Genomic DNA, 25,290 nt, shown 5'->3' on the forward strand with positions numbered 1-25,290 from the left:
TAAGGGAATGAATAGCCTCGATCGGTGTTTTGAGCCGACTGACACGACTCGGCGATGTTATGTTGCACTTTTAGCTCAAATGGCGAAGGGCGAAAGATTAACATTTGTTAGTAATTTAAGTTGTTTACAGTCGTAAATTGAGACATGCGACTTAATCTCGTCTCCTGTAAGTATGCACTCACTCCTTTTGAATCCATTGTGATTTAACATTTTTAATATAAATCTCCATAATATTTATTTTTGGGTCAATAGGTTTTTGTTTCCACTAGGAAACGCTCGGTTTCCAATCTCGGCTATTTCATGCCGCTAAATCCCTCTCTAGGCTGCGCTACATATCGACAGTTTGTCAGGGCTAATTAATGTTGGCCGGCAACCACTATCGAACACAATAATGACTAAAAAGCAGTACGCAAGGTGGGTAATGAAATGATGAAGATGTTTAACAAAAAGCCAATTGCGATGTTAATCGCATCGACAAGTCTTTTGGCCGGGGCGGCACAGGCGCAGACAGAAACAGTGTTAGCGTTGGAAGAAGTGGTTGTGACCGCACAAAAACGATCAGAGTCATTGCAGGATACGCCGATTGCTATTTCTGCCTTCAATAGCACAGCGCTAGAGAATCTTGGCGTCACCGATGTTACCGATCTGGGCAGCTCAATCCCCTCGGTGACCATGGCCCCGTTTCCTTCCAGTACTTCGACACCGGTAATCTATATTCGCGGCATCGGTACCACTGATATTCAGACCACCAAAGATGGCGCCGTCGGCATGTATATCGATGGCGTTTATGTCGGCCGTGCCAACGGCATGGCATCAGATGTTGCTGATATTGAGCGCATCGAGGTGTTGCGTGGCCCACAGGGTACGCTATATGGCCGCAACACCACCGGTGGTGCGATCAACTTTATCACCGAAAAACCCCATGAAGAGTTTGCCCTGACACAGACATTTAATGCGGCCAATTACGACTCTTTTGGCTCTAAGACCTCGATCAACGTGCCATTGACCGATGACTTGTTTGCCAAGTTCTCCTACATGACCTCACAGAAAGACGGCTGGATCGAGTCTGAAGGCGATGGCGTCACCAGCGATAATGAGCCATCCATCGGCTGGGGTGATGAGGATAAGGAGGCGGCCAATCTGTCGGTGCGCTGGCATATGACCGATACCCTGACCGCCCGTCGTATTATCAGGATGTGGCGGTCGATGACAGTCGCCATGAAGAAACAGATTTGAACGCGACCGAGAACACCAACCTGGTGCGCGGTCACAACCTAACATTCACCATGGATCTGGATACGGTCACCTTTAAGTCGATCAGTGGCTATCGTGATTTGGATTCATTCGCCAGCCAACTATTTGGCAATCAGGAAACATACAGCACCGGTGGTGTGACTCAGGATCAATTCTCTCAGGAATTCCAAGTCATCGGTGATGCCTTCGACAGCCGCTTAGAGTATTTGGCTGGGCTGTATTACTTTACTGAGAGTGCCACCAATGAAGTGTTCTATGAGCAGGCTATTACTGGCACGCCAATAGGTGATGTCACCCTGCGTGATGTTAATAATGTTGATGCGACGACGACGTCATACGCGATCTTTGGTCAGGCCACCTATACACCAGCGATTCTCGATGATGCGCTGCGCTTAACCGTCGGTCTGCGTCAAACTTGGGATGAGCGTGAGGCGGAGAAGAACTTTATTCAAACCGGCGTTTATGACGGTAATGGCGCCTGTGTGACGACTTGTCAGGCTAACGAATTGCAGCAGGGAAAGGATAACTTCCAGAAGTTCAGCCCTTCATTTACCGCAGATTATGCCATTAACGATGAGATTAACGTTTACGGTAAGGTGGCTACGGGTTACCGAGCAGGCGGTTATAACTCGCGCGGTTCATTCGAGAACTTTGCCAACGGTTTCGAACCTGAAAACATGCTGTCTTACGAATTGGGTATGAAGTCTGATCTGCTGGATCGCCGGATGCGACTCAACGTTGCGGCCTTCTATAATGACATTACCGACATGCTGGTTAATGACGGTACCAACACGGCGTATTTTAGCCAGACCGATACCTTTAATGCTGGTCAGGCGACAATTGCTGGTTTTGAAATCGATTCGACTTTTTTGTTGTCCGAAGGGCTGACAGCGAATGTTGGCTATACCTATCTCGATGCAAATATTGAAGAGATGATTATTGACGGTGTCGACCAGGCCGATATAAATGAGATGGCAAATGCGCCAGAGCATGCCGGTAATCTAGCCTTGGATTATATGTTCCCAGCAATGCAGTATGGCCAGGTGGCTGTTAACGTGAGCTATGCCTATCAGGGCGAGACCTACTCGAGTAATATTCCCGGTTCATTGAACGATGATTATGGCCTGTTGAGTGCTCGTGTTTCTCTCTTGGATATTCCCGTCAGCCAGGGCACTGTGCGCGCCGCTGTTTGGGGTAAGAACCTAGCCGACGAAGAATACACCACGTTAATGACGCCGCGTGGTGGTCAAAACTTGGCGATGTTTGGCGAGCCGAGAACCTTTGGTGTTGATGTGACTTACGAATACTAGTCGATATGCTAAATAAAAAAGCCGCGCCAGGTATAATCTGACGCGGCTTTTTTGTTTTCTAAAAATTAAAAATCATCGAGCAAACTTTTTAAACTGGCCATGGTTTCCTTGCCTTTTTTGCGGTTGGCCTCCGGGTCACTTTCACCGCCTTCCCAGACCACATCTTCCTGCGGTAACTCATCAAGAAAACGACTGGGTATGCAGTCTATAACCTCGCCAAACTGTTTGCGCTTGGTGCACCATGTCATGGTGAGCGTTTGCTTGGCGCGGGTGATTCCCACATAGGCGAGGCGACGTTCCTCCTCGATATTATCTTCTTCAATACTGGCGCGGTGAGGCAAGATTTCTTCTTCGCAGCCAATAATAAAAACATGGGGAAATTCCAAACCCTTGGAGGCGTGCAACGTCATTAACTGAACCTGATCTGCGTCTTCCTCATCGGCTTGACGCTCCATCATGTCGCGCAGAATAAGCTTGGTAATAGCGGCGCCAATATCGCTTTCACCGTCGTTGTCCTCTTCAATTTTGGTCAGGCTGTTGGCCAGGGAGTCGATGAGATAACGAATGTTTTCCATACGCTTTTCAGCGGCCTTGGCACTGCTGACGTTTTGATGCAACCAGGCTTCGTAGTCGATATCGGCAATCATTTCGTTGATTGCTTCTATCGGATTATTGCGTTCGGCATTCTCGCGAACGCTGACCAGCCAGCGGCTAAAGCCTTCCAGCCTTTTGATTGATGCCTCGTTTAAGTCGGGGATTTGATAGGGCGACTGAGCCGCAGCAAACATACTGATGTGTTCTTTGTTGGCGTAGCGACCGAGTGCCTCGAGAGTCGATGCGCCTATCTTTCTGCGCGGCACGTTGACGATACGTAAAAATGAATTGTCATCATCAGGATTAATCAGCAGTTTCAAATACGCCATGATGTCTTTGATTTCCTGGCGACTAAAAAATGAGGTGCCGCCAGAGAGTTGATAAGGTATTTGTTGTTGCTGCAATTTCAGCTCTAGCAGGCGCGACTGATGATTGCCGCGGTATAAAATAGCGAAATCTTTAAAGGCGCGGCGATGGCGCAGACGCTGGTCGAGAATCTCGGCGGCGACTCTGTCGAGCTCTGACTCCTCGTTGCGGCACTGGATGATACGCAGCTGATCGCCGAAGCCTAGTTCGCTCCACAATGCCTTTTCAAAAACGTGTGGGTTGTTAGCGATAACCGTGTTTGCAGCTTTTAAGATACGGGCAGTAGAGCGATAGTTTTGCTCCAGCTTGACCAATTTCAAGTGCGGATAATCTTCTCGCAGTTGAAATAAATTTTCTGGTCGGGCGCCGCGCCAGGCATAAATAGATTGGTCATCATCGCCGACCACGGTGAGTTTGCCATTATCCCCTACCAACTGTTTGACCAGGTGATACTGAGCGCCGTTGGTATCTTGATACTCGTCGACCAGCAGGTAACGAATCTTCCGTTGCCAGCGGGCCAGCACATCTGGCTGCTCTTGAAACAGCAGTGTTGGCACCATGATCAAATCGTCGAAATCGACGGCATTATAGGCTTGAAGCAGACGCTGATAGCCCTCGTAAATCATCGCCGCTGCCAACTCGGTATCGTCCTTGGCGTAGCTGATGGCCTTACCCGGCATAATCAGCTCGTTTTTCCAGTTGGAGATAGTCTGTTGGTAGTTGTCAGCCAGGTCTACATCGCCCTCGGCATTATTTTGTAAAATCAGCTCCTTGATAATGCCAAGCGCGTCGGACTGATCGAAGATAGAAAAGTTCTTCTTGTAGCCAATGGCCTTGTGTTCCTTGCCGATGATTTTCATCCCAAGGTTATGGAAGGTCGATACCGTCAGCCCGTGAGAGGCCTTGCCCTTGACCAGTGAGGTTACTCGCTCTTTCATTTCCCGGGCGGCCTTATTGGTAAAGGTCAGGGCGGCGATATTGTGCGCCTTATACCCGCATTGCTCGATCAAATAGGCGATCTTTCGGGTGATAACACTGGTCTTGCCGCTGCCAGCGCCGGCGAGGACCAATAGCGGGCCGTCGATGTATTTGACGGCCTCGGCTTGACGGGGGTTGAGTTTGCTCAAGGGTATGCTCGATAAAGGAGTGATAACGGCGGCTATTTTAGCGCGACTGCCGCCGCGGCGCGACCGATGATTGCACGACCAAAACTATCAACTGTTTAGTCGCTTATTGCCCCCGGTCGAACGCTCTTAGGGTTAAGGCCTCGCTTAAATGCTGGCGGTTGATGTCTTGTAACCCGGCCAAGTCAGCAATACTCCGGGCGATTTTTAGTAATCGATGGTAGGCACGGGCAGAGAGCTGTAATCGCTCCATCGCCTCCTCCATAAACTGCAGATCGGCTCTACTGAGCGGGCAGTAGGCCTCGGTTTCTCGGCTCGACAATAAACCGTTGGCCTTTTTTTGCCGGGCCACTGCGATGGCTCTGGCGGCGATCACCCGCTGGCGAATACTCTCGGAGCCCTCGCCGGGCAGGCGATTGGTGAGTTGTTGTGGTTTGATGGCCTTAACCGGCAGCTGAATGTCGATCCGATCCAGTAACGGCCCTGAGAGCTTGTGACGATAGCGACGTACCTGCTCGACGCTGCAATAGCATTGACGCTGGCCGCTGCCAAAGTAGCCGCAGGGGCAGGGGTTCATGGCTGCAATAAGCTGGAAGCGGGCAGGGTAGAACACCTGCCTGCTGGCGCGGGAGATCATAATACCGCCAGATTCGAGTGGCTCACGCAATACTTCTAATACGCTACGCTGGTATTCGGGTAATTCATCGAGAAAGAGTACACCGTGATGGGCCAGGCTTATTTCACCGGGGCGGGGATTGCTGCCGCCACCGACCAAGGCCACGCCAGAGGCGGAGTGATGAGGCGACCGAAACGGTCGTTGATACCACTGTTGATGCTGGTCGCCATTGACGATGGAATAGATGGTGCCGACCTCCAGCGCTTCGCTCTCGGTGAGCGCCGGTAAAATACCGGGCAACCGGCTGGCCAGCATTGTCTTGCCGCTGCCTGGTGGGCCAAAGAACAGGAGGTTATGTAGGCCGCAGGCGGCAATCTCGAGCGCTCTCCTCGCCTGGGGCTGGCCTTTGACATCGCTAAGATCGGGGTAGTCGGGCGGCAGCAGCTGCTCGTCATTTTGATGTTCCAGCGGCGGAATTTTCTCCCGGCCATGTAAATGGGCGCAGAGCTGTAATAAGTGCTTAGCCGGGATGATTTCTGCCGCGCTGGGGCGGGAGGCCTCGTCCCCGTTGTCGCAGGGGACGATGAGTTGGCGTTGTTGCTTGCTGGCCTGCATGGCAGCGGGTAGGGCACCGAGTACTGGCCGCAGCTCACCGGTGAGTGCTAACTCGCCAATAAACTCACAGTTATTGAGTGATTCCGGCGGTATCTGCCCCGAGGCCGCTAGGATGCCGAGGGCAATGGGTAGGTCGAAACGGCCGCCCTCTTTCGGCAGATCAGCTGGGGCTAAATTGATTGTAATCCGCCGAGCGGGAAATTCGAAGTGTGAGTTGAGAATGGCGCTGCGAACCCGGTCCTTCGATTCTTTGACAGCAGTCTCGGCCAGGCCGACAATGCTGAGCCCGGGCAGGCCGTTGGATAAATGGGTTTCCACCGTCACGAGGGGCGCCTCGACACCGAGCTTGGCGCGAGAATACACAATAGCCAGCGACATAATACCATCCTTGGTTGTCGTTAGATGTTAGCGAAACGTATTGTTACTGCGGGGCCAACATTGGCCGCACTCTCTAGAGCGTAGACCTATCCGTCGATCGTGGTATTACTTTATTTTTTCGTTCAGCTCGGCCAGCTGCTGTTCAAGCTCGTTCAGTTTTTGACGTGAGCGCTGCAGGACAGCAGCTTGGGCGTCGAATTCCTCTCGGCTGACCAAGTTGAGCTTGCTGAAGACAGACTGGCTGGCAGCATGCACCGCCTTCTCGATGTCTTGTCGCTGAGGCGCTCCCTTAAGAAGCTGGCTGAGCTGCTGGCTGAATTCGTCGATAAATTGGTTGTTTAACATTGTCGCGGCACCGAAGTGTTGAAGGCTAATGATAGATAAGTATAGGGGGCGTTAGTGTATCGCCGATTGGGCTGTCTGCAAACCTGAATAAGGCTGCATCAAATGGATGCATGTGGCCAATATATTCAACGGCTAGAGTAGGGTAATCCTGAAAACCTATCCATTACAGCAAAAATTAATGATTAACCCCTATAAAGGTATTGGTTATTTAGCCGCCGAAGGGTAAATTATCCCTGTCTAGAATATTCGACAGGCAAAACGCACCTTAATTGTGCGCTTGCGGTGCATCCGGTTCCATTTGGTGCGCAACGTTGTAGCTAGGTGGTGGCAAATACTAATAAATAGCTGCTATTTTATTGATAAATAATAATATTTAATAAGTTGGCACGCCTCCTGCTCTGTATTCTGGTACAAGTCTTAAAACGATTTTTTTAAAAGGGGCGTTTTGAGGCAACAAACTATTAGACCAAAATGAATAACTATAAACTTGGAGAGAAACCAAATGTTGAAAAAAAGCTTACTAGCGAGCAGTGTTGCAGCAGTATTAAGCCTAGGCGTAATGCCTGCAATGGCAGAAGAAGTTGCCGTTGTTGAAATTGAAGAAGAGGCCGAAGGCCCGAACTATGTTTCTGCCACTGTTGGTGTATCGAACCTTTACTTGTGGCGCGGTTTGAACCTTTCTGACGGTAAAGGTTCTGGCAGCATCTACGGTAGCTTGGATTGGTCGCACGATCTTGGCTTCTACGCCGGTGTCTGGGGCGCGTCTGGTGACGGCTCTCTTGGTACTGAGTATGACCTATACGGTGGCTACACATTTGAAACGGGTGATTTCTTCGCCGACATTATGTTCGCTAACTATGTATATCCTGAACAGGACGACGAGCCGTTCGGCGACAACACCGGCAGCGACGTTATAGTGACGCTAGGCTTTGCCGGCGTTGAAGGTAGCTATACCAAGAGAATCGCCGGTGGCGGTTACGATGATGCCTACCTAACACTGGGTTATAGCTATGCTCAGTTTGGCGCAACTCTTGGTTATCAGCACTTCGCCGATTACGAAGGTGATGGCGAAGATGCTAACTACACGCACCTAGACGTGAACTATGCCTTCAACGACAACCTAACCTTTACAGTTAGTAAGGTTGTCGATCGTAACTCTGACGCGGGCACTTTGGCTGATGTTGCTCCTGATGCAACCCTGTTCGTAGTTGCCTACGACATGGCCTTCGATCTTTAATATAAAGCACTAACAACAGTGTTATATTGTGGTCGCCCTGATTTCAGGGCGACTATATGCAACACAATTCATTAAACAAACTTAGGAAGTGAAATCATGAAAATGATTACCGCGATTGTAAAACCTTTTAAGTTAGACGACGTGCGAGAAGCGCTGTCAGAGATCGGTGTACAGGGTATTACCGTGACTGAAGTAAAAGGTTTTGGCCGCCAGAAAGGTCACACCGAGCTTTACCGTGGCGCCGAGTATGTTGTCGATTTTCTACCGAAGGTAAAAATCGAAGTAGCTGTCGCTGACGGTACTGTAGAACAGACTATTGAAGCCATTACCAAAGCCGCTAATACCGGCAAGATTGGTGACGGTAAGATTTTTGTAACAGCACTTGAACAGGCTGTTCGTATTCGTACTGGTGAGACTGGCGACGAAGCGGTATAACCGCTCGCGCTTGACCTGGGGGGGTGCATAGCCATGCGGCGAGCACTCACTGGTACATAACTTTTGAGATGTTGCTGAGCTGTGGAGGCTTAGAGATATGGAAAACACACTTGTAGAATTACAGTATGCATTAGATACCTTTTATTTCTTGGTATGTGGTGCCCTTGTTATGTGGATGGCTGCTGGTTTTACCATGCTGGAAGCCGGCTTGGTTCGCGCCAAGAATACCACTGAGATTTTGACTAAAAACGTCGCGCTATACGCCACGTCGTGCATTATGTACTTCGTCTGCGGTTACGCCATTATGTACGGCGGCGAATATTTCCTAACAGGCATTGAAGGCAGCGGTTATACACCGGGTGCCGAAGACAATGCCACTTACGCACCATCGGCTGATTTCTTCTTCCAAGTTGTCTTCGTTGCCACTGCCATGTCTATTGTCTCTGGCGCTGTTGCTGAGCGTATGAAGCTCTGGGCTTTCCTAGCCTTTGCCGTTGTGATGACTGGTGTTATCTACCCGATGGAAGGTAGCTGGACCTGGGGCGGCAACGATGTATTCGGCCTATATAACCTTGGTGAGCTCGGCTTCTTAGATTTTGCCGGCTCAGGTATTGTCCACATGGCTGGTGCTGCCGCTGCGTTATCCGGCGTACTCTTCCTCGGTGCTCGTAAAGGAAAATACGGCGTCAACGGTTCTGTTAATGCAATTCCAGGTGCCAATCTACCGATGGCAACATTGGGTACCTTCATCCTGTGGATGGGTTGGTTCGGTTTCAACGGTGGTTCTGTCTTGGCAACCGCCTCTGTCGACAGTGCTAACTCCGTGGCCATGGTCTTCCTTAATACTAACGCTGCTGCTGCGACTGGCCTTGTTGCCGCTCTGATTGTTGCTCGTCTTCTATTCGGTAAGGCGGATCTAACCATGGCGCTGAACGGCGCGTTGGCCGGCCTCGTTGCTATCACCGCTGGTCCAGACACACCGACAGCTGCTGAGGCATCATTGATCGGTGCGGTTGGTGGTATCTTGGTCGTGTTCTCTATCCTAGCCCTCGATAAGGCCAAGATTGATGATCCGGTCGGTGCGATATCGGTTCACGGTGTGGTTGGTCTATTCGGTCTGATGGTTGTACCGATGACTAACGGCGATTCTTCATTCACAGGTCAGCTTATCGGTGCTGCGACCATCTTTGGTTGGGTCTTTATTGCCTCGTCAGTTGTTTGGTTAACACTGAAGGTGATTATCGGCATTCGTGTCAGCGAAGAAGAAGAATATGAAGGTGTCGATCTATCTGAGTGCGGTATGGAAGCGTACCCTGAGTTTACCGGTAAGTAAGCTTCAGCTACTCGCGATAATCGCATAAAAAAACCGCGGCCTAGGCTGCGGTTTTTTATGTCTGATTTTCCTTGTCGCTATGAAAAACCGAGTGGATTTAGCGGATGATAAGTGTAAAACGTTATAAAAATAGGTTCGCACAACCGTTGGCTTTTGGACTATAAATATTAAGCGTTTTAAATCACACATTTTATTAGGTAGATGTCGGCTTGTTGCGTAATAAATAACAATAATAGGGGCTTAAGCCCTTTGCGGAGAGCATTATGGCGGTTAAAACTAAGTCAGCTAAAAAAGCGCCCAAGCCAGCAGCAGGCAATGAATTAGTCGATGTCGATATGGATTTTATCGGCAGTACTGAAGAGTATGCGAGAGCGAGAACCATCGATTCCCGGCGCCGTATCCGCCAGACCATGGATGATGATATCGAGGCCTTTATCAGCGCCGGTGGCTGTATCAATCACATTGCACCAAACGTCACTGCAGACCCGCCAAAAAAACCGGGCAACAGTTACGGTGGTCGCAGCATTTAATCGTGGCGTAGTTTGTTGGCCAGTGTGCTGACAGCCTGTGGCAGCTGCCCAATATGATGAATAATCGCATCCGGGGTGATGCTGTCGTCACGTTCGAGACCTAGGTTATGATCCAGCCATATTCCCTGCCAACCCTGTTGCTGGGCGCCGGCGATATCATGGTGTAAATGATCACCGACATGTATCACCTGATGAGGGCCAAAGCCACCCAGTTGCTGAGCGGTGAGAAATGGCTCAGCCATTGGCTTGCTGGCATTGAGTTGCTCCGCCGACAGGCAAAATTCAAAAAATGTTGCTAACCCAGATTGCGTCACGTCGGCATTGCCATTGGTAATGGCGATTAAGCGATAGTGCCGGGCCAATTCACTCAGCACGGCTGAACTTTCGGGGTAGGGGGTGATTTTGTTGCGGTTGATAATAAAGCGATCGAAGCCTTGTTGGCTGATGGCCTGAGCATCATGACAGCCAAGGTCTGTCAGCAGCTGTTGTGTTGATTCAATTCTGAGCTGACTGATTTGATGGCGCAACCCGGGTTGTTGCTGCAGAAAATGCTGCCGATACTCACGCATGCTTTGCAGGCTATGGTGGTCAGCTAAGGCAGAACACTGCTCGGTCAGCCATCGAAAATAATCCAGCTCGGCATGTTCAAGGGTTGCACGAAGCGGCCATAGGGTGTCATCGAGGTCGAAGCTGATTACTTCTATCGGGGAGTGATCGTTCATCGTTGTTGGCGTTTTGCTCGGGGGTGGGCATCATCATAAACCTTGGCCAGCTGCTGAAAATCAACATGGGTGTAGATTTGTGTCGTGCTCAAATTAGCATGGCCTAACATTTCTTGCACGGCGCGCAGGTCACCGCTGGATTCGAGAATATGAGTGGCAAAAGAGTGTCGCAACATATGCGGGTGAAGATGCTGTGACAATTGTTGATTGCTGGCCAGTAGTTTTAATCTGGCCTGAACGCTGCGGGGCGAGATGCGGCGGCGGCGGCGGCTGGTAAATAGTGGTTGTTGGCTGTCGAGGGGGGCCGGGTGAAATGTCAGCCAGCGTTTGATTGCCTTGATCGCCAGGCGGCCAACGGGCACGGCACGGTCTCGATTACCCTTGCCGGTGACGGTGACCAGTCGGTCATTTAAATCGATATGCTGGATATCCAGTGCCGTTAATTCAGCGAGGCGCAGGCCGCAGCTATACAGTAACTCGGCAATGGCTAGATCACGGATGACTAGTTCGTCCTCGTCTTCGGCGGCGGCAAGTAGGCGCTGACTCTCATCGACATCAAGCAACTTGGGTAGCTTGCGCGGACTGCGGGGAGCGCTGACCAGTTGCGCGGGGTTGCTGGTCAAGGCGCTGTGACGAATCTGATGCTTAAAAAAACTACGGTAGCTGGATAATAATCGCTGAATAGAATTGGCGCTGTTGCCCTGACGATGCAGTTGTGCCGTAAGGCGACGAAGAAGGTCGGCATCGATACCAGCAAGATCGCTAACAGCTTGCTGCGCACAGTACTGCTGGAGCTTGCTTAAATCTCGTCGATAGGCGGCGACAGTGTGACGTGAAGATCGCTTGATCAGAGCGAGGTAATCGAGATACGCAGTAATGGCGGTATTAATAGTGCTGTTGTCCGATTCATTGCCGACCGAATTGGTGCGCTCACTGCTCATAGATTTTCCTGAATGATTAAGCCGATTTTTTCTCATATTGATTCATAAATCGCGGCAGTGTGCGGTTGAGTACTTCGCTGACATAGCTGAGAAACAGTGTGCCCATACTGGAGCGGAAGTAGTTTTCATCGCGACTGCCAATCGCTAAAACACCTATATTATTACCATAGGTCAGTGGGCTGACGGCGGCAGAGCCAACCAGTTTGGCGTCGTCTTCAAATAAGAATTCAAGCTCGTTGGGGCGTAAAACACCGCAGACGGCTCGACTGCTACGCAGCAGGTGGCCGACCTGTTGTTGAGCCTCGAAAACAGGGACTACACGGGCGCTGCAATATTGATAACGCTCGGTATTGCCAAACAGAGTAAGGGCGCAAAAATCGGCATTGAAGTCTGTGGTCAGGCTGTGATTAACAATGCTGACGGCGTGATCTAAGTCCTGTGCATCGAGCAGGGCGAGAACCAGGTTTTTGGTGCGGTTAAACAGCTGATCATTTTCTTTTGCCACGTCGAGCAATGACAGTAGTCGTTGACGCATATTCTCGTTGCGCTGACGCAGTGTTGTCACCTGATGCTGCTGAAGCGAGATAGCCTCACCCTCGTCGTGGGGTAGGTATAGGTTGGCGATTAATTCGTCGTTGAGAATAAAAAAGTCAGGATGTTGTTTTAAGTATTCGGTGACCTGCTCGGCAGTGATGGCCTCATCATTGTCAGCGCGCGTTGTTTTGTCGGTGGGGACGTTCATAAAAGGTTGATCCTCGATCTGCCTGCGGCCGGTTATCCTGTTGGTTGTCGATTTAGCAGAGGTTAAATAACCTGCACGCATCACCTTGGCTGGTAGGGCTAGAGTAGCACGGTTTATAGAAACGGCACGGCCTAGACTCGCCCATTTCATCTAACCACAGCTGGGTCAAAATTTGAATATTATTCTGATTGTTATGACTATTTTGCGAGCTTGGTCTGAGTATAGCCTCGGCCGAGCGGCTGCGCTCGTGCCGAGCCTACTGTTTAAAGGTGAATTTGACCGTCAAAAACGGTCTCGGCGGGCCCCGTCATGAGCACTGGCTCGCCTTCGCCCTGCCACTCTATGTGCAGGCTGCCGCCGGGTAAGTTAACCGTGACTTCACTGTCGAGCATCCCGCGCTGTATGCCGCTGACCACCGCGCCACAGGCACCGGTGCCGCAGGCCAGCGTCTCGCCAACACCGCGTTCATGCACGCGTAGGTTAATCTGCGAGCGGCTAACGATCTCCATAAATCCGACATTCACCTTCTTGGGAAAACGTGGGTGGATTTCCAGTAGCGGCCCGAGCTGTTCAACCAGTTCGGTGTCGATATCGCCAACCTGTAGCACCACATGAGGGTTGCCCATCGAGACAGCGCCAACTTGAATGGTGTGGTCAGCAATGGTGAGGTCATAACTGATTGCCTGGCTGTCAGCCTGGAACGGAATATGTTCTGGCTCGAGGACAGGCACACCCATATCGACAATCACTTCACTGTGGTCTGTGGTCACCAGCTCAATGACGCCGGATTTTGTTTCGACGCTGATACGTTGTTTGGCCGTTAAGCGCTTCTCGCGAACAAAACGGGCAAAGCAGCGGGCACCATTACCGCACTGTTCGACCTCAGAGCCGTCACAGTTAAAGATGCGGTAGCGAAAGTCGATTTCTGGCTGTTGCGGTGGCTCGACAACTAACACTTGATCGCAGCCAATACCAAAACGGCGATCAGCAATCTGACGGACAATCTCCTCGTTAATATTGAGGCGCTGAGTGATCAGATCGAGAACGACAAAGTCATTGCCACAGCCGTGCATCTTGGTAAATTTTAATAGCATATCAATTATCCTATTAAGGCAGCAGCTGCTCGCCGCGAACCATATCGTCGAAGTTTTCTCGCTGACGAATAACGTAGTTGTTGTCGCCATCGACCATCACCTCGGCGGCACGGCCACGGGTGTTGTAATTTGAGGCCATGGTAAAGCCATAGGCGCCGGCACCGAAGAGGGCGAGGTAGTCGCCGGCCTCAATGGCCAACTCGCGGTCTTTGGCCAGGAAGTCGCCGGTCTCGCAGACTGGACCGACAGCATCCCACACCTTGGTTTCAGTGTTATTGCGCTGACACACAGGCTGCAAGTCCATCCAAGCACTGTAAAGGCTGGGCCGGATCATATCATTCATGGCGCCGTCGATAATGGCGAAGTTTTTGTGTTCACCGGGCTTAAGGTATTCGACCTTGGTCACCAGTATGCCTGCGTTAGCGGCGATTGAACGGCCGGGCTCAAATATCAGCTTCAGGGGGCGGTCACCGAGATGCTCTTTGATGGCGTTGACATGCTCTGTTGGTGTTGGTGGTGTTTCGTCTTGATAACAAACACCGAGGCCGCCGCCTAAGTCGAGGTGCTCGATGACAATGCCTTCCTCGGCCAGTTGGTCGACCAGAATCAGTACGCGATCGAGGGCGTCCAAAAAGGGCTTGGTCTCGGTCAATTGCGAGCCGATGTGGCAGTCAATGCCGACCACGGTAATGCCGTCGAGTTGGTGGGCGCGACGATAGACCTGATCGGCGATGGCGATATCAATACCGAACTTGTTTTCTTTTAAGCCGGTAGAAATATAGGGGTGAGTCTTGGCGTCGACATCGGGGTTTACCCGCAGCGATACCTTGGCTTCGACACCGTGCTCGGCGCAGACCTCTGCCAGCGCCTCAAGCTCGGCGGCGGATTCAAGATTGATACAGTGAACGCCGGCTTGCAGGGCAAATAACAGCTCAGACTGGGTCTTGCCAAGGCCGGAGAAAACCACCCGTGAGGCATCGCCGCCGGCCGCCAGTACGCGTTGTAGTTCGCCCTGAGAGACAATGTCAAAACCGGCACCAAGGCGGGCCAAGACATTGAGCACGGCAATATTGGAGTTGGCTTTTACTGCATAGCAGGTCATGCCACTGTCGCCGAGGGCGTTGGCATATTCTAAGTAGCTGTTTTCAAAAGCCTGGCGTGAATAAACGTACAGCGGGGTACCGTGTTGCTCGGCCAGGTGTTGTACCGGGCAGTTCTCGGCCAACAGTTCGCCGTTGGCGTAATTAAATGCAGTCATGACAATCTCTTTGTCGTAGACGATCCCGGTTAGCGCAGCAAGGCTGGCTAGAGTCAGTGGCTACTGATAACGGAGCTGGAAGCAGCATGGCTGTCGGGCAATGTCAGCGGTCCTTTTTGACCGCAGCCAGCGAGAATCAAGGCGATAGCGGAAATGAGCAAAAGATGTCGCATAGTATGCATCCATGAGCGGCGAAAATGACCGCATCAACGTCGTCAGATAGCACCAGCCCTGTGGACGGGTGTCTCTCTATTAAATTTAAGTTGTAGCCATTATAGCGGTGAGAAGTGGGCCAACCCAACCCTTTGGGGAAAAAAACCACAGCAAACTGCTCGGTTTATGGTCAAATCACTGTTGCTGATAGCGAATTTGCCAGAAAATTGTCACCTATCGGCGGTAACAAGTATAAAATCGAAGCGATAAACAGCGGACACACCAAAAACAGTTGGTAGCAAAATGAACGAAATTGAATATCAAGAGCTGGTCGAAGAGACGATTGAAGGCATCGAAGATGCGGTTGATGACAGTGAGCTCGACATTGATTGCGAGCTAAACGGCGGCGTATTGACCCTGACCTGCGAAAACGGCAGTGCCATTATTTTCTCTCGCCAGATCGCCAATCAGGAATTGTGGATGGCGGCAAAGAGCGGCGGCTACCACTTCGGTTATGATAGTGATGCAGAGCAGTGGCTGTGTAGTCGCAGTGGCGATTCGCTGGCGGTGTTGTTTGCTCGGGTGACATTAGAGCAGGTGGGAGAGGCTGTCAGCCTGAATTAAGTCGCGTCTTTCGCCGTCAAATTTAAGCTGAATAACAATAAGACAGGGTTTAAGTGTGATCAAAAAAAATGTCTATCGACTCGCGTCGTCTTTGGTAATGCTGACAGCGGCTGGGTTTGTCACTTCGGCGTCGGCCAGTGAGATATTAAATCAACCGATGTTGCAGGCTGATCTTTCTCCCTTTGCTGCCATTACTGGCTTACCGGCGATGGAGTCAGCAAAACTGCTCGCCAATGGACAGTCTCAGTGGTCGATTAACGCCGAGCTGGCCAATAACTTCGCCTATGAGTCAAGTGACAGCGAGGCAGTCTGGCTTGATGGCGAAAGCTATCGGACGACACTGCGCTGGCGCCGGGGCAGTCAGGCGTTTGGCCAGCGCTGGCAGCTTGGTGTCGATCTGCCCTATCTCAGTCATGACGGCGGTAGCCTCGATGGTTTCATCGAGGATTGGCACGACACGTTTAACCTGCCCAATAGTAACCGAGAGCTGTTTCCACAGGATCAATTAGCTTACCGTTATAGCCGGGTTGGCGGTGAGACCGTCGAGATGCTGGAGAGTGGCGGTGGTATCGGCGATGTGAGTATGACGCTGGCTTGGCAGTTGGTATCCGATGACGTCGACGCCACGGCGGTGTCTGCCTCCTTAAAGCTGCCGACTGGTGACGATGACCAACTGTTAGGCAGTGGCGGTACGGAGTTGGCGCTGGGGATGAGTCACAGTAGTCGGCGTTGGTTTGAAAGTTATCGCCTCACTTATCACCTCGCCGGCGGAGTGTTGGTGGCCGACCAAGGGACTGTGTTAGCTGAGGAAAGAGAGGCTTTTTCGCTTTACGGTGGTGCCGGGCTGAGTTGGCAGTGTTTGAGTGCGCTGGCGCTAAAGGTGCAGCTCGACGGTCACAGCGCCTTGTACGACAGTGATCTGGCACCGATGAAAGAGTCGTTACAGTTTACCGTTGGTGGCAGTATCGGGCTGACGCCAAACTGGGTAATTGATGTTGCCGTGGTCGAGGATATACTGGTCGATAGCACCAGCGATGTGGTTTTCCAGTTGGGGCTGAAGTATCGAGGTGGCGAATAATCTCAGGTCGATGTGCTGAGCCGTTAGTCACTGAGGCAGGCTGAGAGCTGATTTTTACCGGCTTGTTTGGCCTTGTACAGTTGTTCATCGGCTCGTTTTAATAACAGCGACTTGGTGGCGTTTGCTTCACTGACTGTGACGCCGATACTCAACGAAACTTGGGCCTGTGCGCAGATATTATGTTGGCTGATATGACGGTTAAAGGCCTTGCGAATATTATTCAGCGCCGTGTTTGCACCCGCTGCATTGGTCTTCTTTAAAATAACAACAAACTCATCGCCTCCGAGCCTGGCGCAGAAATCGTGATGGGATAGTTGTTGCTTGATGATATTCGCAATATCAATTAACAGGTCGTCACCCACAGCATGACCATAATCGTCATTAATATCTTTGAAACCATCGATGTCTACCATGGCGACATAGAATAATTGACCGTCATTTTGTTGCAAAGCCTCGGTCAAAAAAAGGTCAGCCATGCGACGATTAGCCAGGCCGGTAAGGGCATCGAACAGGGCCATTTCTCTTAACTGGAGTCGTAGCCTAATGTTCTCGCTGCGGTGGCGTTTAAGTCGCTCAAGTACGGTGGCGCCGTAACACCAGAATGTCAATTGCGGCATCAGTAACCAAAACTCATATTCTAACGACAGCCCTCTCCCCTTGTTGATCAGCAGCGCTACGGTAGCCAGATAACAGCAGGCGGTAAAGCTGCTCAATAAGAATGCCTGTTTAAACCCCAGCAGTCCTGCGCCAAATAATAGGACGGCAAACCAGCCGGCCAGCACCAATACGCGCAGTTCTGGTGCTATGTAAATATACAGGCAAATCAGTAGGCTAGAGCACATGGCGGGAAGAATCAAAAAATGTGGATCGATGCTTCGTGTGTGCTGATCCAGTCCAAAGTGGACGCTGAGCCAGAGACAGAACCAGACGAGAATGGTAATGCCGAAGGCAAAAAGCCAGGTGTTGGTCGTCATGTTAATCGCATGATAAAAGACAAAGGGTATGCTGACGAATAGTATTAATAAAAAGCCGGCGCAGGCGATCAGAATCGAACGCTTTCGTGATTTTTTTTTGGTTGCCTCATCGGTGTTGACCAAGGGCCCGAGTAAATCTTCCATGATTTCTTATTCAGCCTGCAGGGTATTCGCTACCCAAATTTTTTTGCTTTTTTAAGTTGCCGGCAAGATACCGTAAAGCTTCAACTGTAAGTAGTAGTGACAGATAGAATATTTAAAATTTTGTAAAACTGTGAGCCAGTACGCCCGTTGATACGCCTTTCGCCAATAGTTAGGCAAGCCATCTTTTTCTTGTGATCATTATTATTAGCATAATACCAATAGTGTTAGCCAGTAGATCGTATGCTGACATCACTCGGCCGGGGATGAATGATTGGGCGAACTCGATCGTGCCGCCAAATATAAAAACGGCAAAACAGAGCCAGTAAAACTGTTTTACATTGTTGGCTAAGGGGTAGCTCAGAGCAGTAAAAAAGGCATAGAGGATAATGTGGAAAACCTTGTCCCAGGATTCGACGGTATGGCTGTTCACCGGTGTAAGCGATAGCAAGATGATAAATAAGGCGAACAGTAAAGTTGCGCAGGTTGTTATCTTTTTATCCATACCGTGCCGCACCACTATTGCGGAGCCAGTAAATTGTCGCGTAGTTTCTGTCTCACCTCTGGGGTGACGCCCAGGCCTTTAACCAAGTAGTTATCCATGCTGCCGTACTGCTGATTAATGGTGTCGAATGCCGCCTGTAGATATTGCGCCTCGACACCGAGCAGCGGCCTGACCTGATCGGCAGAGGTGCGGAATAAGCTGGCAATACGGATCATCCATATACGACTGTTAATAACATCCTCGGTGTATTGGTTGGTCAGCAGGAAGTCTTTCTTGACGGTGGCCTCAGGAACACCGACGGCAATGAGCGCCATCGCCGCGGCAAAGCCTGTGCGGTCTTTGCCCGCCGTACAGTGGAAGACCATGGGGAGGTTGTCGGCATTGGTCAGGCTGTGAATAAAGCCTTTAAATTCTGGCGTGAATTTATTGACGAAGGCTTTGTTGGCGTCGACCAGCATGGCGGCAAAGTCGTTGTCGCCAAAGGTGCCATCGGTGATTTGTGCCTGCATGGCATGGATGTCGGTGCCCTCGACGGTGATTTTTCGGATTACCAATTTGGTGCCATCGGGGACGCGGTCGGGTTCAGCCTGGCGCTCAATGTCGGAGCGAAAGTCGACAATTTGCTGTAAATGTAGGCGCTGCAGATAGTGCAGATCTTCATCGGTTAACTGCCCCAGTGAATCGGAGCGATACAGTTTACCCCACTGTACCTCGCGCCCGTCTGTTGTTTGGTAGCCGCCGAGATCGCGGAAGTTACTGGCCTCTTGCAGCGGTAGCCTGCGGAAAGCCTCACGTTGACCTGCAGGCAGCTCGCTGGGAATTGCACGTTGGTTTGCCGGCTTGTCAGCCTCGGTGCCGCCACAGCCAGTCAGTATGATCAACATGGCAAGGGTGATTGCGGTGCAGAGGAGGCGTTTAGTGCGCTGGAGTGAACTCATCTTTTTAACCTGCCGTATTTATTCTTACTCACCATTGTTAATAAACGTATGGTGTACGGCAAGTGAAAATTATGTCACTCGCTGGCAGCGCTGTTAATAGATTGAATTCTAAGGATTCTTTTTGACCAACTGCGACACGTCATGTTGTATGGTTGCCAGTGACTGCTCGATATCATCGATATGGTATTGCTGACCAATGGTAATGGTCTTGGTTTGATAATTCATCGTGGCGACAAATACCGGCACATCGGCGGCCTTGGCAATATGCAAAAAGCCGGTTTTCCAGTGGCTGACTTGGCTGCGGGTGCCCTCGGGGGCGACGGCTAATATCAGTTGCTGATGACTGGCAAAGGCCTCAGTCATTTGCTCGACGATACCGTTGGTTTGGCTGCGATCTATCGGTATGCCGCCGAGGCCACGGAACAGCCAACCCCAGTAGGGCTTAAACAGGCTGGCCTTGCCGAGATAACGAATACGCAAACCCAGAGCTAGCACGATGCAGATAGCAATCGGGAAGTCCCAGTTGGAAGTATGAGGTGCGAAGGCAATAACTGCCTTGGGCTGGTCGGGCAACGTGCCTTTAAGACGCCAGCCACAGACTTTGAAAAGGCTGCGGAAGAACCAACGTGACAATCGATTGCCCTGGCTGGGGACAGAGGGGGGGAGTTGATAAGACATGGGTTCAACTTCTTATTATGTGGATAATCGCCGAGCCAGGGCTCGGCGATTATCGGGAGCAATAGCGCGTGGTTTAACGCTGCGCTAGAAAGGTTTTAGCACGGGCGACGGCTGCGCGTACCTGATTGGGTGCTGTGCCGCCTATATGGTCACGGGCGGCGACGGAGCCTTCGAGTGTTAACACATCAAAGACGTCGCTCTGAATAGTATCGGAGAACACCTGAAGCTCTTCGAGTGTCATATCAGACAAGTCTTTGCCGCTCTCGAGGCCATAGGCAACGGATTTACCGACCACTTCATGGGCGTCGCGGAACGGCATACCTTTTACCACCAGGTAATCGGCCAAGTCGGTAGCGGTAGAGAAACCGCGCTTGGCTGCCTCGTACATCGACTCTTTCTTCGAGGTAATGGCGGGGATCATATCGGCAAAAGCGCGCAGGCTGTCGCGAACGGTATCGACGGCGTCAAACAGCGGCTCCTTGTCTTCCTGGTTATCCTTGTTATAGGCCAGTGGCTGCGATTTCATCAGCGTTAGCAGGCAGATTAGATGACCGTTGACGCGGCCGGTTTTACCGCGGACCAGCTCGGGCACATCGGGGTTTTTCTTCTGGGGCATAATCGATGAGCCGGTGCAGAAGCGGTCGGGCAGGTCGATAAAGTTAAACTGAGCACTGGTCCAGAGGACGAGTTCTTCGCTGGCACGTGACAGGTGAGTCATTAACATGCTGGCAAAGGCGCAGAATTCAATGGCGAAGTCTCGGTCTGATACCGAATCCAGTGAGTTCTCGGTCGGCTTATCAAAGCCCAGCAGCTGTGCCGTCAAATCACGCTGAATAGGGTAGGTGGTACCGGCCAAGGCGGCGGCGCCGAGGGGCGATTGATTCATCCGCTTGCGGCAGTCCATCAGGCGGCTGTAGTCGCGCTGGAGCATCTCAAACCAAGCCAATAAGTGATGACCAAAGGTCACTGGTTGAGCGGTTTGTAGATGGGTAAAACCTGGCATGATGGTGTCGGCTTCGCGCTCGGCTATGAATAACAGGCCTTCCTGCAGTCGTGTGAGCTCCTTGGCGATGATATCGATTTCATCGCGCAGAAAAAGTCTGATATCGGTGGCAACCTGGTCGTTGCGTGAACGCCCGGTATGCAGTTTCTTACCGGTGATACCAATTTTGGCGGTCAGTGCCGCCTCGATATTCATGTGGACGTCTTCGAGTTCGATAGACCACTCAAAGGTGCCGGCTTCGATATCGGCTGTTACTTCTGCCAGGCCTTGATGAATGGCGTCGCGCTCTTCAACGGTTAAGACACCGGCCTGTTCAAGCATGGTGGCGTGAGCAATAGAGCCCTGGATATCCTGCTTATACATGCGCTGATCAAAGTTGACAGAGGCGGTATAGCGGGCGACGAAGGCGTCGGTTGGCTCGCTGAAGCGGCCGCCCCATTGCTGGTTGGTTTTTTGGTCAGTCATAACAGTTATTAACCTTGTTGAGTCCAATATCGTTTGGCGGCGATTATAGCAGCCGTCGGCCTCTATCGGCTACCTCGGCTAAGCTTGTCGCATAATGCTAGTCTAAGTGTTTAATAGCGCTGACAAACTTATACAGCAGAGAGTTGCTGCTGAAGATGGATACGGGCACACTTAGCGGATGAATAGTGAAAATCATAACAGCCACAACGACGATAATTTTTTTATTCCTCGTTTTGACCGTAATTCCAGTGTTGCTCTGCTGGTCATTGTCGCCGAATTACTGGCGTTGGTGCTGGCTGTGCTCAACTCAGGGCTGCAACAATTTAGCTGGGAATGGCTGGGTATCATCTCGTTTTATGTGCAGTGGGTGGTGCTGTTAAGTGCCGCTGCACTGCAGCGTTTGAGGGCTTTTTTCTGTCGTATAGCCCTGGCTAAAGCCGCGGCGTTGAGCTATGCACTGGTATTGTTTATTACCGCCTTTGTCAGTGTTGTCGGGCAAACACTGTGGCTGCATGTGGATTTTATGCAAAGTGTCGACAGCCACTGGCGACTGTTTCAGCATCTGCTGGTGGCGGCGGTGCTGTTTGGTATTACCTGGCGCTATTTCTACATCCAATTTCTCTTGCGCCGACAACAACAGGCGCGGCTAATGGCTAAAATTGATGCGCTACAGGCGAGAATACAGCCGCATTTCTTGTTTAATTCGATGAACAGTATTGCCAGTTTAATCAGTATTGACCCTGTCGCTGCGGAGCAGGCGGTGGAAGATTTGTGTGATTTGTTTCGCGCCAGCCTTAATCATTCTTCGGTGCTGGTGGCGCTGGAGGACGAGCTGGCACTGTGCCGGGGCTATTTGCGCATCGAAGGGTTGCGTATGGGCGACCGCCTGAGTGTCGATTGGCAGTTACAGCAACTGCCTATTGATGGTTTGAGAATACCGGCGCTCTGCCTACAGCCATTGATTGAAAACGCTGTTTATCACGGTATTTCGCCCTTGGCAGAGGGGGGCTGCATTACTGTCCGTGGCGAGCAGCAGGGGGATGTTTGTTGTTTTACCATTACCAACCCTATTGCCAGCAGCAGCGAGCCTTGGCAGGAAGGGCATCAGATGGCAGTCGAGAATATTCGCAGCCGCCTGCGGGCTATATACGGTGATCGTGGCCGCTTGGTGCTGCAGCAGCATTCAGATGTTTTTACCGCCGTACTGACGCTGCCAATCGCCGGGGAATCCCTGTCATCTGGAGGTCGAGATGGATAAAAATGTTGTCGTTGTCGATGATGAACCGCTGGCCAGGCTGCGCCTGCAAAAACTGCTGGCGAACTGTGACGGCTTTTACTGCGGTGGTGAGGCTGAAAATGGCGATCAGGCATTGGCATTGGTTGCTCAGCAGAGCCCTGATGTTGTGCTGCTCGATGTTCGAATGCCGGGGGACAGTGGTATTGAGGTTGCCAAACAGTTAGCGCAACTGAACTCGCCACCGGCGGTTATCTTCTGTACCGCCTACGGTGAATATGCGCTAGAGGCGTTCGATTCCAGCGCCGCCGCCTATCTGTTGAAACCGGTGAAGAAAGAAAAGTTAATCGAGGCGTTACATCGGGTTGGTCGATTAACACAGGCCCAGCAAACGGAGCTGCAGTCGCAGCGAGGGCATGGTATCCGCCGCAATATTAGTATTAAACACCAGGGTGATATTGGGCTGGTAGCCATCGAAGATATTCGTTATTTCGTCGCGGATCAGAAATACGTCAGCCTTGGCTACAGCGAAGGCGAGGTACTGATTGACGAGTCGTTAAAAGGGTTGGAGACGGAGTTCCCCGATCATTTTATTCGTGTACATCGCAATGCGTTGGCTGGGAAAAGTCATATTGAGAAGCTGGCACGTGGCGATGATGGTCAATACCAACTTTGTCTGCGGGGCGTTGAGCGGCGGTTGCAGGTGAGCCGCCGCCATGCAGCGGCGGTAAGAGAATTGATTCTGGCGTTATAAGAGGCCGATAAATGTTGCGGTATCAGCGACTTTTGGTCGTAGCTGGCTTATCATAGTCGCAATTTAATCACGGGCTGATGCCGATAATTTCTGGGTGGTGAACACATGATTGCACAAACGTTGCGGATAGCGACACGAAAAAGCCCACTGGCTATGTGGCAGGCCGAATTTATTAAGGCCGAACTCGAGGCGCTGCACCCAAACCTCCGCGTTGAGTTAGTCTCGATGACGACCAAGGGCGATATTCTACTCGACACGCCGTTGTCGAAGGTTGGCGGCAAGGGCTTGTTTGTTAAAGAGCTGGAATTAGCCATGCTGGAGAATCGAGCGGATATAGCCGTTCATTCGATGAAAGATGTGCCAATGGAGTTTCCTGAGGGCCTGGGGCTGGCGATTATTTGCCAGCGAGAAGACCCCACCGATGCTTTTGTATCCAATCACTATGCCAGCCTTGATGAGTTGCCAGAGGGCAGCCGTGTCGGCACCTCCAGCCTGCGTCGTCAGTGTCAGTTGCGCCGTCTACGGCCAGACCTCACCATTATCGATCTGCGCGGCAATGTGAATACCCGTTTGAGAAAACTAGACGACGGTGAATACGATGCGATTATTCTCGCCAGTGCCGGCTTAAAGCGTCTGGAAATGGCCGATCGTATTCGTCAGTCGCTGCCGGCAGAGGTCAGTCTTCCCGCTGGCGGTCAGGGTGCTGTCGGGGTGGAAGCCCGTCTTGCCGATGAGGAAACCATTGCGCTATTGGCGCCGTTGCAACATCGCTATACCGCCGACTGTGTCAGCGCCGAACGGGCGATGAACAAGCATTTGCACGGTGGCTGTCAGGTGCCGATTGCGTGCTATGCGATTACCGACCCGAATGACAGCAGCAAGCTGTGGATGCGGGGTTTGGTGGGCTCGCCGGATGGCAGCGAATATTTATTTGAAGAGAAATCGGGCAGTGATCCAGAGCAGCTCGGCATCGATATTGCCGAGGCATTGCTGGCCCGCGGTGCTGGAGAGATTCTAAAAGCCGTCTATGGCGACGATTAGCAGCGAGCAGCCAGTGGCCAAGGTCTTAATCACCCGGCCCGAAGGTCAGGCCGATGGCTTGGCTGACGCTGTGACGGCGGCGGGTTTTGAGGCCAAGGTCGTGCCGGTGATGGCGATCGATGCGCTCACTGAGCAGCAGCTTCGACCGGCGATCAACGGCGTGCTCGACCTCGATAATTATCAGCATATTATATTTATCAGCACCAACGCCGTCCGCTACGGCATGGGTCTGGTCGACCAGTATTGGCCACAGTGGCCAGAACGTGTGCGATGGCATGCTATTGGCAAGGCAACAGCCGAGGCGCTGCAGCGTTTTGACATCGATGCCGAGTTGAATGGCGAAAGCAATAACAGCGAAGCCTTGCTGGCCAATCCATCGCTACAGCAGCTGAGCGGTCAAAAGGTATTGATTTTCCGAGGTCAGGGCGGCCGTGAGCATCTTGCCGAGGTGTTACGCCAGCGTGGCGCAGCTGTTGATTACGCCGAGGTCTATTGCCGGCGAGCGGCGATAGAGAATCGCGAATCGTTGCAGCAAGCACTGGCTGAGTCCGTCGATGTCATCGTCGCCGCGAGTGCCGACAGTGTTAAAAATTTACTGCAATTAGCTGAAAAACAATCAATATTAGAGATACCGCTGGTTGTGCCCAGCGCCCGTGTTGCTATGATTGCAACAACGGCGGGATTTGTACGCGTTTTAATCGCGGCCAATGCCGGAAGTGCTGCGGTGATTGCACAGTTGCAATTGCATGTTAGCGGTCAAGCTAACGATTAGCAGCACAGCAGCCACCGGCGATTGTTAACATTAGGA

At 51.6% G+C, this 25,290-nt stretch carries 26 protein-coding genes; 12 read left to right on the forward strand and 14 right to left on the reverse strand.

Features of this window, described 5'->3' with window-relative positions:
• The first annotated feature begins 426 nt into the window (after positions 1 to 426).
• Together L9P87_RS09450 and L9P87_RS09455 are read left to right on the forward strand one after the other, a co-directional pair.
• Positions 427 to 1,236: a TonB-dependent receptor gene (locus L9P87_RS09450; RefSeq protein ID WP_237444488.1), complete on the forward strand. Its 810-nt coding sequence runs from the start codon at positions 427 to 429 to the stop codon at positions 1,234 to 1,236.
• Positions 1,197 to 2,564, forward strand: coding sequence for a TonB-dependent receptor (locus L9P87_RS09455; RefSeq protein WP_237444489.1), 1,368 nt, complete (start codon positions 1,197 to 1,199; stop codon positions 2,562 to 2,564). The genes L9P87_RS09450 and L9P87_RS09455 overlap by 40 nt, the downstream gene beginning before the upstream one ends.
• 65 nt (positions 2,565 to 2,629) lie before the next feature.
• Here the strand turns inward: L9P87_RS09455 and rep are convergent, their stop codons facing one another.
• The 3 genes from rep to L9P87_RS09470 form a co-directional block, all read right to left on the reverse strand.
• Positions 2,630 to 4,651 carry a DNA helicase Rep gene (gene rep / locus L9P87_RS09460; protein ID WP_237444490.1) on the reverse strand — a complete coding sequence of 674 codons (2,022 nt, stop codon included), beginning with the start codon at positions 4,649 to 4,651 and terminating at the stop codon, positions 2,630 to 2,632.
• A gap of 103 nt (positions 4,652 to 4,754) precedes the next feature.
• Positions 4,755 to 6,257 (reverse strand): YifB family Mg chelatase-like AAA ATPase, encoded by a 1,503-nt coding sequence (locus L9P87_RS09465; RefSeq protein ID WP_237444491.1) that lies wholly within the window; start codon positions 6,255 to 6,257, stop codon positions 4,755 to 4,757.
• A gap of 105 nt (positions 6,258 to 6,362) precedes the next feature.
• Positions 6,363 to 6,602: an accessory factor UbiK family protein gene (locus L9P87_RS09470; protein WP_237444492.1), complete on the reverse strand. Its 240-nt coding sequence runs from the start codon at positions 6,600 to 6,602 to the stop codon at positions 6,363 to 6,365.
• 502 nt (positions 6,603 to 7,104) lie between these two features.
• Between L9P87_RS09470 and L9P87_RS09475 the strand changes: the two genes are divergently transcribed.
• From L9P87_RS09475 to L9P87_RS09490, 4 genes are all read left to right on the forward strand, one after another.
• The gene (locus tag L9P87_RS09475) at positions 7,105 to 7,839 is read left to right on the forward strand and encodes a TorF family putative porin (RefSeq protein ID WP_237444493.1); all 735 of its coding nucleotides are present in this window, start codon (positions 7,105 to 7,107) and stop codon (positions 7,837 to 7,839) included.
• Between the two features lie 96 nt (positions 7,840 to 7,935).
• Positions 7,936 to 8,274: a P-II family nitrogen regulator gene (gene glnK / locus L9P87_RS09480; protein ID WP_237444494.1), complete on the forward strand. Its 339-nt coding sequence runs from the start codon at positions 7,936 to 7,938 to the stop codon at positions 8,272 to 8,274.
• Between the two features lie 97 nt (positions 8,275 to 8,371).
• On the forward strand, positions 8,372 to 9,607 hold the full coding sequence (locus tag L9P87_RS09485) for an ammonium transporter (RefSeq protein ID WP_237444495.1): 1,236 nt from the start codon (positions 8,372 to 8,374) through the stop codon (positions 9,605 to 9,607).
• Positions 9,608 to 9,870: 263 nt separating this feature from the next.
• The gene (locus L9P87_RS09490) at positions 9,871 to 10,137 is read left to right on the forward strand and encodes a hypothetical protein (RefSeq protein ID WP_237444496.1); all 267 of its coding nucleotides are present in this window, start codon (positions 9,871 to 9,873) and stop codon (positions 10,135 to 10,137) included.
• On the opposite strand, the gene L9P87_RS09495 is transcribed toward L9P87_RS09490, so the two are convergent.
• The 6 genes from L9P87_RS09495 to lptM all read right to left on the reverse strand — a co-directional run bounded on the left by L9P87_RS09495 (position 10,134) and on the right by lptM (position 15,076).
• Positions 10,134 to 10,859 carry an HAD family hydrolase gene (locus L9P87_RS09495; protein WP_237444497.1) on the reverse strand — a complete coding sequence of 242 codons (726 nt, stop codon included), beginning with the start codon at positions 10,857 to 10,859 and terminating at the stop codon, positions 10,134 to 10,136. The genes L9P87_RS09490 and L9P87_RS09495 overlap by 4 nt on opposite strands.
• Positions 10,856 to 11,800 (reverse strand): tyrosine recombinase XerC, encoded by a 945-nt coding sequence (gene xerC / locus L9P87_RS09500; RefSeq protein WP_237444498.1) that lies wholly within the window; start codon positions 11,798 to 11,800, stop codon positions 10,856 to 10,858. The genes L9P87_RS09495 and xerC overlap by 4 nt, the downstream gene beginning before the upstream one ends.
• A 16-nt stretch (positions 11,801 to 11,816) precedes the next feature.
• On the reverse strand, positions 11,817 to 12,692 hold the full coding sequence (locus L9P87_RS09505; protein ID WP_237444499.1) for a DUF484 family protein: 876 nt from the start codon (positions 12,690 to 12,692) through the stop codon (positions 11,817 to 11,819).
• 113 nt (positions 12,693 to 12,805) lie between these two features.
• Entirely contained in the window at positions 12,806 to 13,636 is an 831-nt protein-coding gene (gene dapF / locus L9P87_RS09510; protein ID WP_237444500.1) for a diaminopimelate epimerase, read from the reverse strand.
• A gap of 13 nt (positions 13,637 to 13,649) precedes the next feature.
• Entirely contained in the window at positions 13,650 to 14,894 is a 1,245-nt protein-coding gene (gene lysA / locus L9P87_RS09515; RefSeq protein WP_237444501.1) for a diaminopimelate decarboxylase, read from the reverse strand.
• 53 nt (positions 14,895 to 14,947) lie between these two features.
• Positions 14,948 to 15,076, reverse strand: a complete 129-nt coding sequence (gene lptM / locus L9P87_RS17910) for an LPS translocon maturation chaperone LptM (protein ID WP_354001894.1) — start codon at positions 15,074 to 15,076, stop codon at positions 14,948 to 14,950.
• Positions 15,077 to 15,350: 274 nt separating this feature from the next.
• Between lptM and cyaY the strand changes: the two genes are divergently transcribed.
• Together cyaY and L9P87_RS09525 are read left to right on the forward strand one after the other, a co-directional pair.
• Positions 15,351 to 15,671 carry an iron donor protein CyaY gene (cyaY, locus tag L9P87_RS09520; protein WP_237444502.1) on the forward strand — a complete coding sequence of 107 codons (321 nt, stop codon included), beginning with the start codon at positions 15,351 to 15,353 and terminating at the stop codon, positions 15,669 to 15,671.
• A 55-nt stretch (positions 15,672 to 15,726) separates the two neighbouring features.
• Complete coding sequence (locus L9P87_RS09525) at positions 15,727 to 16,749, forward strand: DUF3187 family protein (RefSeq protein ID WP_237444503.1); 1,023 nt, start codon at positions 15,727 to 15,729, stop codon at positions 16,747 to 16,749.
• 23 nt (positions 16,750 to 16,772) lie between these two features.
• Here the strand turns inward: L9P87_RS09525 and L9P87_RS09530 are convergent, their stop codons facing one another.
• The 5 genes from L9P87_RS09530 to argH form a co-directional block, all read right to left on the reverse strand.
• Positions 16,773 to 17,867 (reverse strand): GGDEF domain-containing protein, encoded by a 1,095-nt coding sequence (locus L9P87_RS09530; RefSeq protein WP_237444504.1) that lies wholly within the window; start codon positions 17,865 to 17,867, stop codon positions 16,773 to 16,775.
• Between the two features lie 169 nt (positions 17,868 to 18,036).
• On the reverse strand, positions 18,037 to 18,369 hold the full coding sequence (locus tag L9P87_RS09535) for a VanZ family protein (protein ID WP_237444505.1): 333 nt from the start codon (positions 18,367 to 18,369) through the stop codon (positions 18,037 to 18,039).
• Between the two features lie 14 nt (positions 18,370 to 18,383).
• A complete protein-coding gene (locus tag L9P87_RS09540) occupies positions 18,384 to 19,307 on the reverse strand; it encodes a tyrosine-protein phosphatase (RefSeq protein ID WP_237444506.1) in 924 nt (307 codons plus the stop codon).
• Positions 19,308 to 19,415: 108 nt separating this feature from the next.
• Positions 19,416 to 19,985: a lysophospholipid acyltransferase family protein gene (locus L9P87_RS09545; RefSeq protein ID WP_237444507.1), complete on the reverse strand. Its 570-nt coding sequence runs from the start codon at positions 19,983 to 19,985 to the stop codon at positions 19,416 to 19,418.
• Between the two features lie 73 nt (positions 19,986 to 20,058).
• The gene (gene argH / locus L9P87_RS09550) at positions 20,059 to 21,453 is read right to left on the reverse strand and encodes an argininosuccinate lyase (RefSeq protein WP_237444508.1); all 1,395 of its coding nucleotides are present in this window, start codon (positions 21,451 to 21,453) and stop codon (positions 20,059 to 20,061) included.
• Between the two features lie 178 nt (positions 21,454 to 21,631).
• Between argH and L9P87_RS09555 the strand changes: the two genes are divergently transcribed.
• From L9P87_RS09555 to L9P87_RS09570, 4 genes are all read left to right on the forward strand, one after another.
• Positions 21,632 to 22,711 carry a sensor histidine kinase gene (locus L9P87_RS09555; protein ID WP_237444509.1) on the forward strand — a complete coding sequence of 360 codons (1,080 nt, stop codon included), beginning with the start codon at positions 21,632 to 21,634 and terminating at the stop codon, positions 22,709 to 22,711.
• Positions 22,704 to 23,441, forward strand: coding sequence for a LytR/AlgR family response regulator transcription factor (locus L9P87_RS09560; RefSeq protein ID WP_237444510.1), 738 nt, complete (start codon positions 22,704 to 22,706; stop codon positions 23,439 to 23,441). Before L9P87_RS09555 ends, L9P87_RS09560 begins: the two co-directional genes overlap by 8 nt.
• A gap of 105 nt (positions 23,442 to 23,546) precedes the next feature.
• Complete coding sequence (hemC, locus tag L9P87_RS09565) at positions 23,547 to 24,482, forward strand: hydroxymethylbilane synthase (protein ID WP_237444511.1); 936 nt, start codon at positions 23,547 to 23,549, stop codon at positions 24,480 to 24,482.
• Complete coding sequence (locus L9P87_RS09570; protein WP_237444512.1) at positions 24,469 to 25,254, forward strand: uroporphyrinogen-III synthase; 786 nt, start codon at positions 24,469 to 24,471, stop codon at positions 25,252 to 25,254. The genes hemC and L9P87_RS09570 overlap by 14 nt, the downstream gene beginning before the upstream one ends.
• Positions 25,255 to 25,290: the final 36 nt, after the last annotated feature.

This window comes from Sinobacterium norvegicum (assembly GCF_923077115.1).
Taxonomy (GTDB): Bacteria; Pseudomonadota; Gammaproteobacteria; order Pseudomonadales; family Sinobacteriaceae; genus Sinobacterium; species Sinobacterium norvegicum.

Bases quoted from the DNA above. Each gene is read 5' to 3' on its own strand.
- L9P87_RS09450 (WP_237444488.1), top strand. From the start codon at position 427: ATGATGAAGATGTTTAACAAAAAGCCAATTGCGATGTTAATCGCATCG.
- L9P87_RS09465 (WP_237444491.1), bottom strand. From the start codon at position 6,257: ATGTCGCTGGCTATTGTGTATTCTCGCGCCAAGCTCGGTGTCGAGGCG.
- L9P87_RS09470 (WP_237444492.1), bottom strand. From the start codon at position 6,602: ATGTTAAACAACCAATTTATCGACGAATTCAGCCAGCAGCTCAGCCAG.
- L9P87_RS09475 (WP_237444493.1), top strand. From the start codon at position 7,105: ATGTTGAAAAAAAGCTTACTAGCGAGCAGTGTTGCAGCAGTATTAAGC.
- glnK (WP_237444494.1), top strand. From the start codon at position 7,936: ATGAAAATGATTACCGCGATTGTAAAACCTTTTAAGTTAGACGACGTG.
- L9P87_RS09485 (WP_237444495.1), top strand. From the start codon at position 8,372: ATGGAAAACACACTTGTAGAATTACAGTATGCATTAGATACCTTTTAT.
- L9P87_RS09490 (WP_237444496.1), top strand. From the start codon at position 9,871: ATGGCGGTTAAAACTAAGTCAGCTAAAAAAGCGCCCAAGCCAGCAGCA.
- L9P87_RS09495 (WP_237444497.1), bottom strand. From the start codon at position 10,859: ATGAACGATCACTCCCCGATAGAAGTAATCAGCTTCGACCTCGATGAC.
- xerC (WP_237444498.1), bottom strand. From the start codon at position 11,800: ATGAGCAGTGAGCGCACCAATTCGGTCGGCAATGAATCGGACAACAGC.
- L9P87_RS09505 (WP_237444499.1), bottom strand. From the start codon at position 12,692: ATGAAATGGGCGAGTCTAGGCCGTGCCGTTTCTATAAACCGTGCTACT.
- dapF (WP_237444500.1), bottom strand. From the start codon at position 13,636: ATGCTATTAAAATTTACCAAGATGCACGGCTGTGGCAATGACTTTGTC.
- lysA (WP_237444501.1), bottom strand. From the start codon at position 14,894: ATGACTGCATTTAATTACGCCAACGGCGAACTGTTGGCCGAGAACTGC.
- lptM (WP_354001894.1), bottom strand. From the start codon at position 15,076: ATGCATACTATGCGACATCTTTTGCTCATTTCCGCTATCGCCTTGATT.
- cyaY (WP_237444502.1), top strand. From the start codon at position 15,351: ATGAACGAAATTGAATATCAAGAGCTGGTCGAAGAGACGATTGAAGGC.
- L9P87_RS09530 (WP_237444504.1), bottom strand. From the start codon at position 17,867: ATGGAAGATTTACTCGGGCCCTTGGTCAACACCGATGAGGCAACCAAA.
- L9P87_RS09535 (WP_237444505.1), bottom strand. From the start codon at position 18,369: ATGGATAAAAAGATAACAACCTGCGCAACTTTACTGTTCGCCTTATTT.
- L9P87_RS09540 (WP_237444506.1), bottom strand. From the start codon at position 19,307: ATGAGTTCACTCCAGCGCACTAAACGCCTCCTCTGCACCGCAATCACC.
- L9P87_RS09545 (WP_237444507.1), bottom strand. From the start codon at position 19,985: ATGTCTTATCAACTCCCCCCCTCTGTCCCCAGCCAGGGCAATCGATTG.
- argH (WP_237444508.1), bottom strand. From the start codon at position 21,453: ATGACTGACCAAAAAACCAACCAGCAATGGGGCGGCCGCTTCAGCGAG.
- L9P87_RS09555 (WP_237444509.1), top strand. From the start codon at position 21,632: ATGAATAGTGAAAATCATAACAGCCACAACGACGATAATTTTTTTATT.
- L9P87_RS09560 (WP_237444510.1), top strand. From the start codon at position 22,704: ATGGATAAAAATGTTGTCGTTGTCGATGATGAACCGCTGGCCAGGCTG.
- hemC (WP_237444511.1), top strand. From the start codon at position 23,547: ATGATTGCACAAACGTTGCGGATAGCGACACGAAAAAGCCCACTGGCT.
- L9P87_RS09570 (WP_237444512.1), top strand. From the start codon at position 24,469: ATGGCGACGATTAGCAGCGAGCAGCCAGTGGCCAAGGTCTTAATCACC.